The sequence below is a fragment of the Microbacterium sp. Beta genome (genome assembly GCF_005502545.1).
GTDB lineage: Bacteria > Actinomycetota > Actinomycetes > Actinomycetales > Microbacteriaceae > Microbacterium > Microbacterium oxydans.
In genome coordinates this window covers 170,952-185,900 of the sequence record NZ_SCOG01000005.1, presented here as the reverse complement: position 1 = coordinate 185,900, position 14,949 = coordinate 170,952, and the positions used below count along the sequence as shown (strand labels likewise).

The following is a 14,949-nucleotide window of genomic DNA, read 5'->3' as shown; positions in this document are numbered from 1 at the left end:
CGCTCGACGGCCGTTCAGAAGCCGAGGGTCAAAAGCATCCGCGCCACCACGTACCTGGCGTGGCCGCGGGACGTGCGCGGGTCATACCCGAGCGCATCGACGAGCACGCTCAGGCGTTCCTGCACGCTGGAGTGGTGCCGCCCGAGCCGCGCGGCTGCGGCGCGCACGCTCCGTTCCTCGCTGACGGCGTCGAGAAGCTCCCGACTGCGCTCATCGAGTGCCGCGAGTGCCGCCGCATCAGGGTGGAGGGGCCCCCGCCCCGCAGCCTCGGCGACGAGCAGCAGACCACCGAGGTCGGCGGCATCGACCACCGGCTCCTCCGGGCTGGTCAGTCGCACGGCCACGAGCGCCGACGCCCACGACGCGGGAAGACCCTCCGCCGGGCCGACGATGCCGAGCCCCAACCGCAGGTCGACACGGTGCGGCCAGGCATCGACGGGCTGCATCTCGGCGTCGAGGATCGTCGCTCGCGTCAGGCCGTGCCGGGTGGCGACGACAGCCGAGGGATGCACCGGCAGCGGAGCGGGGTCGGGAGGAGAGGCGACGAGCCGCAGGGAGTCCGCAGCGATGCGGAGTCGAGGCAGTGCCGCTGCCCTCTCCTCCGCACCGGCATAGGAGCTGATGGCGAGTTCGACCGCGCTCTCGGGGCCGACCGATCGGCGCGCCCTGATGATCCCGAGGGCGAGACTGAGCCGTTCCAGGATCATCGCGTCGTTCGTGTGCGCATCGCCTTCGCGCTCGATCCAGGCGACCGCATCCGGTCCGCTCTCCCGTACCGGCCAGGAGTGAGACGGCTCGACGGGATCGATGCGCACCCCGTCGGCCCGCACACGCATGATCTGTCTGCCGTCACGCTGTCCGACGGTCGCGCCGCTCAGCACCGCCGCACCTCGCAGCATGCTCTCGACTCCCACGGAGCGGGCGACGAGGGCGTCGAAGTAGGTGACGACCTTGAGCGTCTCGCTCGCATCCGGGTCGAGGGCGGTGAGACGCCCCAGCAGATCTTGCATGTCGGGCTCCATCGCACGGGGATTCCACCCTATGGGGTGGGAGTTCCCTCTTCCGGTCGACGCGGGCTCAGGAGAGCAGCCGGTTCACCCAGTCGTCGCGAGCGGCGAGCATGGCCTGCGCGACCGCCGTGTGCGGAGCGAACATGTCGAAGCCGTGGAACCCCCCTGCCCAGACGTGCAGTTCCGCCTGCACCCCGGCCTCCCAGAGCTTCGTGGCGTAGGCGACGTCCTCGTCGCGGAACACCTCCGCGCTGCCGCAGTCGATGAAGGCGGGCGGCAACCCGCTCAGGTCGGTCGCTCGTGCGGGGGCGGCGTACACGGAGACGTCGTCCGTCCCGACGCGGTCGCCCAGGAGCGCGGTCCACCCCGTCACGTTCGAGCCGCGGTCCCAGACGCCGATCCCGTCGATCTGGTGCGTCGACACGGACTCGTCTCGGTCGTCGAGCATCGGGTAGATGAGCAGCTGGCCGATCAGTTCGGGGCCCTTCCGATCGCGGGCGAGCAGGGCGGTGCCCGCGGCCAGCCCACCCCCGGCACTGCCTCCGCCGATCAACAGCCGGGAGAGGTCGATGCCGAGCTCCTCGGCGTGCTCCGCGGTCCACAGCAGGCCCGCGTAGCAGTCCTCCACCGGGTACGGATCCGGGAACTCGGGGGCGAGCCGATACTCGACGGTGACGATCACGCCGTTGAAGCGCTCCGCCCAGTCGAGGAAGCCGGCCACGCCGAGCCAGCGGTTGCCGATGATCATGCCGCCGCCGTGCGTGTGGAAGAAGCCGGGGCCGGTGCCGGTCCTGCCCTCCTTCTCGATCACGGAGACGACGATCTCGTCGCCACCATGACCCGCGATCGAGACGTCCCGTCGGGTGAAGCCGCGGTCGGCGAGCACGGCGAAGATCTCGTCCTCCCCGCTCACCGGCGACTGGCGCAGCAGCGGGATCATCTCTGCCGTCAGGGTCGGCGGCAGCTGGTCGCCGACGAGGGCGAGAGCGGCCTCGAGCTCCGGGTCGAACGGCGGTCGCGCCAGGGTGGTGTCGGTCATCAGAACTCCTTTGTCCTCGGCCGCCATCGCAGCGGCTTCCCGCCAGCCTCGTGCACACCGTACCCGAGGGTAACCCGCCAGCCGAGGCCGATCCTGCGCCGTGCGTCCGCCGAGTGGCGGGTTCTCCTGCGCCGAGGGTGAGGACTCCCTTGAAGGGCATCGACGCCCTGGCTAGCCTGGCGCCACAGGGAAGGAGTGCACGCATGATTCGAGTACTCGACGAACAGCAGGCCTATGAGCTGCTGACCACGACCACGATCGGGAGGATCGGCTTCGTCCACGAGGAGCGGGTGCAGATCTATCCGGTGAACTTCGCGCTGTCAGGGCGCGATCTGGTGCTGCGCACATCGCCCGAGGGCGTCCTCGCCGATCTCACGCGAGAAGCCGCCACGCCGGCCGCGTTCGAGGTGGACTACCACGACCCGCTCGGCAGCACGGCATGGAGCGTGCTGGTGCACGGCACGCTGTCTCGGGTGGCGGACGACGACGTCGCCGGCGTCGCCGCGCGCGTCAATCCGTGGGCGGGAGAGGATCGCGATCTTCCCCTCGCCCTCCAGATCGAGAGCATCGCCGGACGCAGCGTGCGCCGCGAATCCACGCGGGGGAAGATCTGAGCCGACCGCTGTGACGCCCTCCTGCCGAACGCGTGATCAGGAAGCGAGCGCCAGCCCCGCGGCGAGCGCGAAGCCCAGCACGGTCGCGAGTCCCGTGGATTCCTTGGCCTTGGACTGCGCCTCGGGGACCATCGAGTCGACCAGCATCACCAGCAGCGCCCCGGCTGCGAAACCGCTCGCCGCCGAGCGGAAGTCGTCGCCCGTGATGCTCGCGAGGCCGAACCCCGCGACGGTCGCGAGCGCGCAGACCACGGCCACGCCCGCCCACAGCAGCAGCACCCGCGACTTCGCCATGCCGCCTTCGAGCAGGTCGGCAGCCGAGCCGATCGACTCCGGCAGGTTCGAGACCAGGATGGCGACCACGAGCGCGATGCTGACCGGCTCACCGGATGCGAGTCCGATGCCGAGCACGAGCTGCTCCGGGATGCCGTCGAGCAGGGCGCCCACCGCGAGCTGTCCTCCGCCAGCCTGCTCCTTGGTCTTCGCCGCTCGGGCATCGAGGATGCGGTCGGCGATGTAGTAGCTGATCGCTCCCGCCGCGACACCCACCACGAGGGGGATGGGACCGGCGAGGTCGAGCCCTTCCTCCCACAGCTCGAAGGCGATCGATGCCATGAGAGCGCCGGCGCCGAAGCCCAACACGATGCCGAGCCACTTCGGCGGCCACGTACGCAGCAGTGCGAGCACTGCACCGACGAACAGCGGTGCTGCTGCCACCGCGCCCCACAGGATTGCTGCGCCCATGTCCGACCTCCGTGCGCCTACTCTCCCACTTCATCGCGCCTCCGCCGGCCCAGCCTCGGCGAAAACGGAGACGTGTCGCGCGTGCCGCGGCGAGCCGCACCATGACACACCGTGTCGCGGGCGATGCTCCTCCGTTTTCGCATGGCGCGCGCACCGCCGATGCATAGGATGACGGGAACGGGAGCGAGGCGGAGATGCACGACAGACCGACCGAGGTGCTGCGCGTTCCGGCGTTCGCCCTCTTCTGGTCGTCGTCGACGCTCGGCGCGTTCACCGGCTCCGTGACCGCCGTCGCCTTCCAGGTCCTGATCGTCACGACACTGGGGGCCTCTGCGTTCGAGATCGGTCTGCTCAACGCCGCGAACGTCGTGCCGTACCTGCTGTTCGGGCTCATCGTCGGCGCCCTGATGGACCGCTGGCGGCGCAAGCCCGCCATGGTCATCGCGAGCATCGGCCGCGCGCTCACGCTGGGTCTCGTGCCGGTGCTGTGGTTCACGGGGACTCTGTCCGTGTGGTCGTTCGGCGCCCTGCTCCTGCTCTACGGCGCGCTCACGCTCATCGCCGATTCCGCTGCGCAGCCGATGCTGCCCCGCCTCGTCCGCCGCGATCAGCTGTTGGCGGCGAACGCGAGACTCGGTCAAGCAGGCACCGTCGCCCAGACGACGGGGCAGGCCTTCGGCGGCGCACTCGTCGGCTGGCTGGGGGCACCGTTCGCCATCCTGATCGATGCCGTCGCGTACGTCGTCAACGCCGTTCTCCTGAGCCGCATCCGTGTCGAGGAGGTGAAAGCGTCACGCCGCACCGACGGCCGGCACCTAGGGCACGACATCATGGAAGGCCTGCGCTGGACCTACTCCCACCGAACGCTTGCGCCCATGGCCGTGTCGGTGAACGTCTGGTTCCTGGGCAACAGCATCGCGCTGACGGCATTCGCGCCGTACGCGCTGCGAGAGCTCGGCGTCGGCGCACTGCTATTCGGCGTCGTGCTCGCGATGGGTGGGCTCGGCGGCCTGATCGGGGCACTCCTCGCCCCCACGGCGGGTCGCCGGTTCGGAGTCGGCGGCGCGGTCCTCGCGGGGCGCCTGCTCTCGGCACTCGCGTGGACGACGGTTCTCGTCATCCCGCACGCCGAGAACACGACGCTCCTCGTCCTCGCCTTCCCCCTGGGCGTGGGGCAATTCCTGTTCGGCCTCGGGATGGGGGTGGAGGATCCGAACGAGATGGGATACCGCCAGGCGGTCGCCCCCGACCAGATGCAGGGACGGCTGAACGCATCGATTCGCACCGTGAACCGCGTCACCTTCCTCGTCGGGGCCCTGATCGCCGGCGGTCTGGCGACGGCGTACGGCTATCGCGTGACGATCGCGGTCAGCGTGGTCGTCTTCCTCGTGGCGGCGATGATCGTCCTGTTCTCGCCGCTGCGCACCGCACGCCACGAGGATTCCGCTCAGTCGGGGTAGACGTCCGGTGTGACGAATGTCGCTGTGTAGCGATGAACCACCAGGGGCGCGACAGTGCTTTCCGTATGGCAGCACGTTAGCGGAGTCCCTGGACTCGTCGTCGACATCGACAAGCCGCATCGACCATTCAAATGGTAATCTCATGGCATGAAGGCGACCATGGATAAGGCAGGACGCATCGTCATCCCCGCCGCGCTCCGCGAGCGGGTCGGATTGATCCCCGGTCCGGTCGACCTCGTCCTCGACGGCAACGCCATCCGAATCGAGATCGAGACCCCCGACAATCTCGTGGAGAAGGACGGACGACTCGTCATCACGGGCGGACCGACGCTCACCGTCGACGACATTCGGGAGCTCCGCCTTGCCGACCAGCGCTGACCTCCTTTTCGACACCAGCGCCGCGATAGCGCTGGTCCACGAAGGGAATCCGGCACATGAACGAGTACTCGAACTCGTACGCGGCCGCGTGATCGGTCTCGCCGGGCACGCAGCCTTCGAGACCTATTCGGTGCTCACGCGTCTACCCGGCGAAGCACGGGTCAGCCCCGGTCGTGCGCGCGAGATCATCGAGCGATCGTTCCCCGTTCTCGCGTCCCTCTCTGCGGCCTCTGCGCAGGCCGCTGTCACGACGTTCGCCACGGCAGGCATCGCCGGAGGATCCGTCTACGACGGGCTCGTCGGCCTCGCCGCACGCGATGCGGGTCTCCCTCTCGTCACCTGCGACCGTCGCGCAATGGGCACATACGCGGCGCTCGGCGTCGTGGTCAACCTCGTATGAGGCGAGACGGGGCGACACGCCGCCGCGGATAGACTGGGAGCCATGTCCAAGGTCCTCCAGTCCCTGCCCGTCGGCGAGCGCGTCGGCATCGCCTTCTCCGGAGGACTCGACACCTCCGTCGCCGTCGCGTGGATGCGCGAGAAGGGCGCCGTGCCCTTCACCTACACCGGCGACCTCGGTCAGTACGACGAGGACGACATCGCCTCGATCCCGGGCCGCGCGCTGGAGTACGGCGCCGAGGCGTCGCGCCTGATCGACTGCAAGACCGCCCTGGTCGAAGAGGGCTTCGTCGCCCTCTCCTGCGGCGCGTTCCACATCCGCTCCGGCGGTAAGACCTACTTCAACACGACGCCTCTCGGACGCGCCGTCACCGGCACCATGCTGGTGCGCGCCATGAAGGAGGACGGCGTCGACATCTGGGGCGACGGCTCCACCTACAAGGGCAACGACATAGAGCGGTTCTACCGCTACGGCCTGCTCGCCAACCCGCGCCTGCGCATCTACAAGCCGTGGCTCGACGCCGACTTCGTCACCGAGCTCGGCGGCCGCAAGGAGATGAGCGACTGGCTCGTCGCCCGTGACTTCCCGTACCGCGACTCCGCCGAGAAGGCTTACTCGACCGACGCGAACATCTGGGGCGCGACGCACGAGGCGAAGACGCTCGAGCACCTCGATGTCTCGCTCGAGACCGTCGACCCGATCATGGGTGTGAAGTTCTGGGACCCCTCGGTCGCGATCGAGACCGAAGACGTCACCGTCACGTTCGAGGCGGGACGCCCGGTCGCGATCAACGGCGTGGAATACTCCGACCCGGTCGCCCTGGTCATGGAGGCGAACACGATCGGCGGACGCCACGGCCTCGGCATGAGCGACCAGATCGAGAACCGCATCATCGAGGCGAAGTCGCGCGGCATCTACGAGGCACCCGCCATGTCGCTGCTGTTCATCGCCTACGAGCGCCTGGTCAACGGCATCCTCAACGAAGACACCCTCGCCACGTACCACGAGCAGGGTCGCCGCCTCGGTCGCCTCATGTACGAGGGCCGCTGGCTCGAGCCGCAGTCGCTCATGCTGCGCGAGTCGATCCAGCGCTGGGTCGGCCTCACGATCTCGGGCACCGTCACGATCCGCCTCCGCCGCGGCGACGACTGGACCATCCTCGACACCGTCTCGCCGAACCTCTCGTACGGCCCCGAGAAGCTGTCGATGGAGCGTGTCGGCGATGCAGCCTTCGGGCCGGTCGACCGTATCGGCCAGCTGACCATGCGCAACCTCGACATCGCTGACTCGCGCGCACGCCTCGAGCAGTACGCGGGCCTCGGCCTCGTGGGTGGTGCGACCGGCGAGCTCGTCGGCCGTGTGACCGCCGGCGAGTCCAGCGAGATCACCGAGTCGGTGCACGGCTCGATCTCCGAAGCCGACGAGACGTTGGCCGACGCCGTCGACTCGGCCTCCGAGGGCGCAGCCTTCGACTCCGGCACCGACTGACACGACGACGGATCCACCGATGCGCCGGCGCCCTCGGGGTGCCGGCGCATCGTGCTTTCAGAGGTGCGGCTCGGGATCAGCGCGCTCGCGCCGCGGTGCGGTCGACGACACCCGGCAGCACATCGTCGAAGAGGATCACCAGGGCCGCCCGAGTCTGCACCGCATCACGACGGACGATCGCCTCGCGGATCTCGCGCGTGGACCTCTCGTTCGCCGCCCAGTCGAACGACCCCGCAGAGCGCTGCGTGAAGCGCCGGATCTGCGGCCCGAGCAGTTCGATCACGGACTCCCGCAGGGCATTCCCCTCGAGACGGGCGAAGCCGATGGCGATGGTGCGCAACGCGACTCCGTAGGCCAGGACATCGCGCGCTCGTCCCGCGGCGGACATATCGTCGGTCAGCTCCACGAGATAGGCGACGTCATCCTCCTGGACGTGCGGCATCGCATGGCGCACCGAGCCGATCCAGCTGTCGCCGAAGAGGGCGATGGCATCGCGGATGTGGTCGAGATCGAGCGGCGCCACGCGGGTGGCGCCGTTGCGGTGCATCTCGACGAGCCCTTGTTCCGCCAGGCGCGCCAGGGCATGTCTGACGGGCGTGGCGGAGGCCCCCAGGCTCTCCGCCAGCTCCGCGTCGCGAAGGCGCTCCCCCGGCCGCAGCTCACCGTCGACGATCGCATCCCGCAACCGGCGATAGACATCATCGCTCTTCGTTCGGCGTTCCCGCACGACATCGATGCCTGCCAAAGCACACTCCCCTCGACCACAGCGGTCCCCCACCACTTGAAAACGGTCGACACTCGCGTACCGGACGCTCACGCGTCCGAGACCGGCGCCATCCCCCGTGCGCGCTCACGCGCAACGCGTAACATAACACGCTCGGCTCCGCGACGGCTGCGCGGAAGCGGCACCTGAGGACGCTCTCCGAATGTGAAGAATAATCTTGCACAGCTATGTGCATGATCTGTAGCATGAGGTCATGACCACTCGTGCACCTCGTCGCGACGCCGTCGAGAACCGCGCCGGCATCCTCTCCGCCGCGCGCTCGACCCTGGCCGTCCATCCGCACGCCTCCATCGACGTCATCGCTCGTCGTGCCGGGCTCTCGCGTCGCACCCTCTACGGACACTTCGAGGACCGTGACGCCCTCATCCGGGAGCTCATCTCCAGCGGCACTCAGCGGTTCAACGCCATCGCCACCTCGATCGACGACATCGACGCCCGTCTCGCCCTCGCCCGCCTCGCCGCTCTGCTCTGGCACGAGGCCGCGCACGTGCAGGTGGCCGCGGCTCTCGCTCTCGATGAAGCGCACGTCGAGCACACGGCGGCCGCGCTGGCCCCGTTGCGCCGCACGGTGTCGGCACTCGTGCGACGCGGTCAGGACGACGGCAGCTTCCGCACGGACCTCGCCGCCCCCACCCTCGCGCGCCTCATCGAGGAGATGGCCCGCACCGTGATCTCGCGCACGGACGCGACCAGCACGGGTGCGGCTGACGTCGCCGTGCGGACCGTGTTGAGCATCGCCGGCCTCTCCTGGCGCGAAGCTGACGAGCTGCTCGCCTCGCACCCCGACATCGCCGCGGCCGCCGCTCCCACAGACTCCCCCATCGATCCGGAGGACCGTGCATGAAGATCTCGCTGCGCGATGTGAGCAAGGGCCGCAACGGCCAGGCGCTGCCCCCCATGTCGCTCGAGTTCCACACCGGAGCAGTGCGTTTCGCGATCGCCGAGACCGAACAGCGACCGACCGTGCTCGGCTTGATCGCGAGCGGCCGCATGCGTCCGGAATCCGGGCGCGTGAGCATCGACGACGCGGTCGACGCGAAGTCCCTGCGTCGACGCGTGGCCCTGGTCGACGCTCCGGATGTCAGCGACCCTCATCCCGACGTCGCCCTGGTCGGCGTCGTCGAGGAGGAGCTCATGTTCGCGGGCCTCGGCGCCACCCCGCTCCACGCCCGGCGCTGGCTCGCTCGTCTGGGGTACAGCGAGCTCGCCGCCGCCCCCATCGGCACCGTCGATCCGGCGGCACGCGTGCGCATCCTATGCGAGCTGGCCGTGCTCCGCTCCGGCGTCGAGGGCATCGTGCTCGTGTCGCCCGACCGTCACGGCGGCAGCCCCGATGGATGGTGGCGCATCGCCACGGAGTTCGCCGACCGCGGTTACGCGATGCTCGTGATCGTCGGCGGATCCGCTGCCGTGGCCCTGGAGCGGATGCACGAGTTCGACGCGATCAATGCCTCCGGACCGGTCGAGCCGCTCGTGTGGGACGAACCGGCGGACGATGCCGTCCCCGACATCGCGGACACCCCCGCAGACGAGAACGCAGGCACGCGATGAAGGTTCCCGCCATGATCGCCGCCGAGTTCCGACGACTGACAGCGAGCAGGATGGGCATCATCGCCCTGGTCGCGCTGATCTGCGTGCCGATCCTCTACGGCGGTCTGTACCTCTGGGCGAACGAGGACCCGTACGCCAAGTTCCCCGAGGTTCCCGTCGCCCTCGTGGTGGACGACGAGGGCGCGCCCGCACCCACGACCGGCACGGAACCCGCGACGGGCGAGACCGTCAACTACGGCGAAGACGTGGCGGAGAACCTGATCAAGGGCAACGCGTTCGACTGGCAGCTGATGTCGGCGGACGAAGCCTCGGAAGCACTGCGCCACGGCACGGTCGACTTCACGGTGACCATTCCGAGCGACTTCTCGTCGGCCCTCACCTCGGCGGCGGGGACCGACCCGCACCAGGCGCGCATCGATCTCGAGACCAATGACGCGAACAACTACCTCGCGTCGTCGATGGGTACGCAGGCGGTCGAGAAGATCCGCAGCTCGGTCGCCGAGATGGTGGGCAGCCAGGCCGCAGAGCGCCTGCTCACGGGCCTGAGCGACGTGCGTGACAAGCTCATCACGGCGACGGACGGCGCCACCAGGCTCGCCGACGGCGCCGGCACGGCGGCGACCGGGAGCATAACTCTGGCGGAGGGCACCGCGAAGCTGGCCGACGGCACGGCGCAACTCGCGACCGGGGCGCAGAGCCTCGCGAGCGGAGCCCAGCAGGTGAGCGCGGGCAACCGACAGCTCGCCGACGTCGCCGACCGCGCGGGGTCAGCGGTGCAACAGGCCGCGAACGCCTTGCCGCAGGTGCGCTCCGACATCGCGAACGCGCTGGCGCAGCAGGGCCTCACCCCCGAAGAGATCGACCAGGTGCTCGCCCGGCTCGATCCGCTGGGCGCGCGTCTGCAGGAGGGGAACACGCAGGTGCAGGCCGCGGTCGGCAAGGTCGATCAGCTCGCTGCCGGCGCCGCATCCCTCGCCGCGGGTGCGAACGAGCTCGCCTCCGGCGCCGGCACGGTCGCCACCGGCGCCTCCGCGGCGAACGACGGCGCGACGCAGCTGCGCGACGGACTGGCCGCGCTCGCCTCCGGTACGGCCGAACTGCGCGACGGGCTCGCCCAGGGGGTGGACGCGATCCCCGCCTCGACACCCGACCTGCGCTCCCGCCAGGCCGAGACGATCGCCGATCCCGTGAAGGTGTCGAGCGACAAGGTCGCCTCCGCGGAGGACTACGGCGCCGGGCTCGCCCCGTTCTTCGCCGCACTGTCGGCGTGGATCGGCATCTACGCGCTCTTCCTGATCGTCAAGCCGATCTCACGGCGGGCCATCACGGCCCTCCATTCGCCCGTCCGCATCACGCTCGCCGGCTGGCTCACCCCTGCGATGCTCGGCGCGGTGCAGATGCTCGGGCTCATGGGAATCCTCGCCGTCACGCTCGGCTTCACGTTCGACCACCCGCTCGGAACCCTCGGTGTGATGATCTTCGCGTCGGCCACCTTCACGGCGATCATCCTCGCGTTGAACGTGTGGCTCGGCTCGGTCGGACAGTTCCTCGGGCTGGTGCTCATGGTGCTGCAGCTCGTCACGGCCGGTGGGACCTTCCCCTGGCAGACGCTGCCGGCACCACTCGCCGCCCTTCATCATGTGCTGCCGCTGGGATACGTGGTCGATGCGATGCGCCAGCTGATGTACGGCGGCGACTACGCGCGGGCCGGGTGGGATCTGGCAGTGCTCGGAGTCTGGCTCGTCGGTGCGCTGCTGCTCGCGATGATCGGGGTGACCCGGATGACGCACCGCCGCACGCTGCGGGATCTGCAGCCGAGCCTGATCGGGTGATCGGTCGGGCGCTCGCGGCGGAACACCTCGCGGCGAGCGCGGAGGTGGATATGATGCGAAGGCGCGACCCTGACACGCGCACCGGGGCTCGGTGGGACTGAGTTCCACCTGTCTACCCGAAAGAGTTCTCGACGATGATGACCGATTCGCAGGAGTCCGCCGCACCCTCACGCCCTTCGCTGGGTGTCCGCATCGGACGCGTCGCGTTCCTCGTTGTGGCCGCGATCGTCGTGGTGGCCGTGGCTGCGGCGTTCTTCGTGACCTGGACGATCCAGCGCTCCTTCCCGCAGACCGACGGATCCATCGAGCTCGACGGCCTCCAGGCCGAGGTCACCGTGCAGCGCGACGACCGCGGCATCCCGACGATCACCGCCGACTCCACGGACGATCTGTTCTACGCCCAGGGCTTCGTGCACGCGCAGGACCGCTTCTTCGAGATGGACTTCCGCCGCCACGTGACGTCCGGACGGGTCGCCGAGATGTTCGGGGAGTCGCAGGCCGGAACCGACGCCTTCCTCCGCACCCTCGGCTGGCGCAAGGTCGCCGAGGCCGAGGTCGAGGCCATGGACGACACCACCCGCGGCTACTACGAGGCGTATGCGGATGGGGTGAACGCCTACCTGGCCTCGCGTTCGGGTGCCGAGCTCTCGCTCGAGTACGCCGTGATCGGACTGCAGAACCCCGACTACGCCCCAGAGCCCTGGGAACCTGCCGATTCCGTGGCCTGGCTCAAGGCCATGGCCTGGGATCTCCGCGGCAACATCGAGGACGAGACCGAGCGATCGCTCCTCGCCGCCGAGCTGAGCACCGCTACCGACGGCAATGCCCCGGATGCCGCGACCACCGCGGACATGCTGGCGAAGCTCTACCCCGAGTACCCGTTCGCTGAGAACCCCGTGATCGTCCCGAAGATCTCAACCGTTCCGGCGCTCGGCACGGGAGCGGAACCCGCAGCCTTCGCCCCCGGCGAGACCGAGGGTGAGGCGCAGCAGGCGTCGACCACCATCGACTGGGAGGAGACCTCGAACGTCATCGAGGCCGCCAGCGTGCTGGTCGGCGACGTGGGCGAGGGCATCGGCTCGAACTCGTGGGTCGTCTCCGGAGACCTCACCGAGACGGGGATGCCGCTGCTCGCGAACGACCCGCACCTCGGAGCCGCCCTCCCCTCGGTCTGGTACCAGGTGCAATTGAAGTGCTCGACCGTGGACGAGGAGTGCCCGTTCGATGTGGGCGGCTTCTCGTTCTCCGGGCTGCCCGGCATCGTGATCGGCCACAACCAGAAGGTCGCGTGGGGGTTCACGAACCTCACCACCGACGTCACCGACCTCTACGTCGAGCGGGTCGAGGGCGACCAGTACTGGCGCGACGGAGCCCTGGTGCCGCTGGAGGAGAGCACGGAGACGATCAAGGTCGCCGGCGGCGATGACATCGATCTGACCATCCGCTCCACCGTGCACGGCCCGATCATCTCCGGACTCACGGACGACTTCACGGAGATCGCCGATGACCCAGAGCCCGCGCTGGGCGTCGAGGCCTCCGCACCGACCACTCCCGTCCCCGGGTCGGAGGACGCCGAGTACGCCGTGAGCCTGCGGTGGACGGCGCTCGATCCCGGGACGGCCGCGACGGCGATCTTCGCCCTCTCCACCGCGCAGGATTTCGATGACTTCCGCTACGCCGCGTCGCTCTTCGACGTGCCGGCGCAGAACCTCATCTACGCCGACACCGAGGGCAACATCGGATACCAGGCCCCCGGCCGCCTCCCCATCCGCGGTGCTGGCGACGGATGGATGCCCCAGCCCGGATGGGACAGCAGCTACGACTGGACGGGCTTCATCCCGTTCGAGGAGCTGCCGGTGTCGTACAACCCGAACTCGGGGTACATCGTCACCGCGAACAACGCGATCGTGACGGACGACTACGGCTACTTCCTCTCCCGCGACTGGGACTACGGCTACCGGGCGGCGCGGATCGCCCACCTCATCGAACGGCGGACGGCGGTCGCCCCACTGACCGCCGACGACATGCGCGACATCCAGATGGACAACGAGATGTGGATCGGAACGCAGCTGGCGACCGCCATGGCCGAGGTCGACGTCTCCGGGGCAGGCGCGTCCGATGCCGTCGACCTCTTGGAGGCCTGGGACGGTCAGAACAGCGCATCGTCGGCGGCCGCCGCCTATGCGAACGTGCTGTGGTCGAACCTGGTGCAGAACATCTTCGCCGAGCGCGAGCAGCCCCTCCCGATCGATGGTCAGGGGCGCCTGTTCACGGTCGTCTCCGCCATGCTGACCGATCCGTCCGACCCGCTCTGGACCAACGAGCAGCTCGACGTCGACGGGATGGAGCAGATGCTCGCGCTGTCGGCGGAGGAGGCCTACGACGAGCTCGCAGCCCTGCAGGGGACCACGATCTCGCGATGGAACTGGGGTGACCTGCACGCGATCACCCTCACCAGCGACACGCTCGGCTCGTCGGGGATCGCCCCGATCGAAGCACTGTTCAATCGCGGGCCGTTCCCCGTGAGCGGAGGAGCGTCCGTCGTGAACGCGACCGGATGGGAGCTCGGCGTCTCGTATGCGACGACGACGGTGCCGTCGATGCGGATGGTGGTCGATCTCTCCGACTTCGACGCCTCGACCTGGAACCACCTGACCGGCGCCTCCGGACACGCGTTCCACGAGCACTACACCGATCAGACCGCCGACTGGGCGGTAGGCGCCCAGAAGCCGTGGGCGTACTCGACGCAGGCGGTGAAGTCCGCAGCCGTCGACACGCTGGTGCTCAGCCCGGCCGACTGAACCCGAGGGTCGGAGTATCCGAGCACTGCCCCAGGATGCTCGGCTAGCGTGGATGGGTGCCAACCAGCTACCTCGCCCCCAAGGGCACCCCCGTCACGCTCCTGGAGTTCGAGCACGGAGGTGCGACCCTCATCGCCGAGATGTTCGGAGAAGGACCGCACACCTACCTGCTCCTGCACGGTATCGGCATGGGGCGCAGCGTCTACCTCGACGTCGTGCAGCGGCTCGATGGACGAGTCATCGCGGTCGATCTGCCGGGCTTCGGGGAGGCGCCAGAACCCACGCGCACCCTCACGATGGAGCGGCACGCCGACCTGGTCGCGGCCTACCTCCAGCACGTGGACTCCGGTCCCGTTCTCGTGATCGGCCACTCCATGGGGAGCCAGATCGCTGCCGAGCTCGCCGCACGCCATCCGTCCCTCGTCGAAGGAGTGGTGCTCGCCGGTCCCACCGTGAACAAGGCGGCACGCAACATCGGAGCACAGGCCCGCTACCTGCTGACCGACCTCATCGGCGAGCGGCCGCTGGTCATCTGGCGTGGAGCCCGCGAGTACCTCCGCGGCGGACCACACCTCTTCCGCAAGATGCGCGCAACGATCGTACATGAGCCGGAAGACGCCTTCGTGCGCATCGAGTGCCCGGTGCTGGTGCTGCGCGGAGAGAGCGACCCGCTGGCACCGATGAGCTGGTGCCGCGAGATCATCGACGCGATCCCCGGAGCCGACCTCGAGGTGATCCCCGATCACGGTCACGGCACCCTGATCAGCGACTCCGAGCCCGCGGCACGCCTGATCCACGAGTTCGCCGCCCGCATCTGACGCCCGCGGGCTTTCCGTCGAGCGGCTCCC

Annotated in this window: 14 protein-coding genes; 10 read left to right on the top strand and 4 right to left on the bottom strand. The window is 69.2% G+C overall.

The annotated features are described in order from the left end of the window. Positions 1-14 precede the first annotated feature (14 nt). Both FFS56_RS07705 and FFS56_RS07700 read right to left on the bottom strand, forming a co-directional pair. Positions 15-1,010, bottom strand: a complete 996-nt coding sequence (locus FFS56_RS07705) for a hypothetical protein (RefSeq protein ID WP_231589692.1) — start codon at positions 1,008-1,010, stop codon at positions 15-17. A 67-nt stretch (positions 1,011-1,077) separates the two neighbouring features. Beyond that, positions 1,078-2,049: an alpha/beta hydrolase gene (locus FFS56_RS07700; RefSeq protein WP_127011469.1), complete on the bottom strand. Its 972-nt coding sequence runs from the start codon at positions 2,047-2,049 to the stop codon at positions 1,078-1,080. A 203-nt stretch (positions 2,050-2,252) separates the two neighbouring features. Between FFS56_RS07700 and FFS56_RS07695 the strand changes: the two genes are divergently transcribed. Beyond that, the gene (locus FFS56_RS07695; protein WP_046748050.1) at positions 2,253-2,663 is read left to right on the top strand and encodes a pyridoxamine 5'-phosphate oxidase family protein; all 411 of its coding nucleotides are present in this window, start codon (positions 2,253-2,255) and stop codon (positions 2,661-2,663) included. Between the two features lie 36 nt (positions 2,664-2,699). Here FFS56_RS07695 and FFS56_RS07690 read toward each other — a convergent pair whose 3' ends face one another. Next, positions 2,700-3,407, bottom strand: coding sequence for a membrane protein (locus tag FFS56_RS07690; protein ID WP_046748049.1), 708 nt, complete (start codon positions 3,405-3,407; stop codon positions 2,700-2,702). A gap of 194 nt (positions 3,408-3,601) precedes the next feature. Between FFS56_RS07690 and FFS56_RS07685 the strand changes: the two genes are divergently transcribed. From FFS56_RS07685 to argG, 4 genes are all read left to right on the top strand, one after another. Continuing rightward, positions 3,602-4,867 (top strand): MFS transporter, encoded by a 1,266-nt coding sequence (locus FFS56_RS07685; RefSeq protein ID WP_046748048.1) that lies wholly within the window; start codon positions 3,602-3,604, stop codon positions 4,865-4,867. A 147-nt stretch (positions 4,868-5,014) separates the two neighbouring features. Continuing rightward, positions 5,015-5,245, top strand: coding sequence for an AbrB/MazE/SpoVT family DNA-binding domain-containing protein (locus FFS56_RS07680; protein ID WP_231589691.1), 231 nt, complete (start codon positions 5,015-5,017; stop codon positions 5,243-5,245). Continuing rightward, on the top strand, positions 5,229-5,645 hold the full coding sequence (locus FFS56_RS07675; protein WP_046748046.1) for a type II toxin-antitoxin system VapC family toxin: 417 nt from the start codon (positions 5,229-5,231) through the stop codon (positions 5,643-5,645). The genes FFS56_RS07680 and FFS56_RS07675 overlap by 17 nt, the downstream gene beginning before the upstream one ends. Before the next feature lie 42 nt (positions 5,646-5,687). Beyond that, positions 5,688-7,133, top strand: coding sequence for an argininosuccinate synthase (gene argG, locus FFS56_RS07670; RefSeq protein ID WP_021200085.1), 1,446 nt, complete (start codon positions 5,688-5,690; stop codon positions 7,131-7,133). A gap of 76 nt (positions 7,134-7,209) precedes the next feature. Here the strand turns inward: argG and FFS56_RS07665 are convergent, their stop codons facing one another. Continuing rightward, positions 7,210-7,878, bottom strand: a complete 669-nt coding sequence (locus FFS56_RS07665; RefSeq protein ID WP_058630896.1) for a GntR family transcriptional regulator — start codon at positions 7,876-7,878, stop codon at positions 7,210-7,212. Positions 7,879-8,110: 232 nt separating this feature from the next. Between FFS56_RS07665 and FFS56_RS07660 the strand changes: the two genes are divergently transcribed. The 5 genes from FFS56_RS07660 (at position 8,111) to FFS56_RS07640 (ending at position 14,919) form a co-directional block, all read left to right on the top strand. Continuing rightward, on the top strand, positions 8,111-8,761 hold the full coding sequence (locus FFS56_RS07660) for a TetR/AcrR family transcriptional regulator (RefSeq protein ID WP_046748044.1): 651 nt from the start codon (positions 8,111-8,113) through the stop codon (positions 8,759-8,761). Next, positions 8,758-9,468: a hypothetical protein gene (locus FFS56_RS07655; RefSeq protein ID WP_127011467.1), complete on the top strand. Its 711-nt coding sequence runs from the start codon at positions 8,758-8,760 to the stop codon at positions 9,466-9,468. Before FFS56_RS07660 ends, FFS56_RS07655 begins: the two co-directional genes overlap by 4 nt. Next, positions 9,465-11,300 (top strand): YhgE/Pip domain-containing protein, encoded by a 1,836-nt coding sequence (locus FFS56_RS07650; RefSeq protein ID WP_127011466.1) that lies wholly within the window; start codon positions 9,465-9,467, stop codon positions 11,298-11,300. The genes FFS56_RS07655 and FFS56_RS07650 overlap by 4 nt, the downstream gene beginning before the upstream one ends. Before the next feature lie 134 nt (positions 11,301-11,434). Beyond that, a complete protein-coding gene (locus tag FFS56_RS07645) occupies positions 11,435-14,101 on the top strand; it encodes a penicillin acylase family protein (RefSeq protein WP_171011000.1) in 2,667 nt (888 codons plus the stop codon). A 56-nt stretch (positions 14,102-14,157) separates the two neighbouring features. After that, on the top strand, positions 14,158-14,919 hold the full coding sequence (locus FFS56_RS07640; protein WP_127011465.1) for an alpha/beta hydrolase: 762 nt from the start codon (positions 14,158-14,160) through the stop codon (positions 14,917-14,919). The last annotated feature ends 30 nt before the right edge of the window (positions 14,920-14,949 follow it).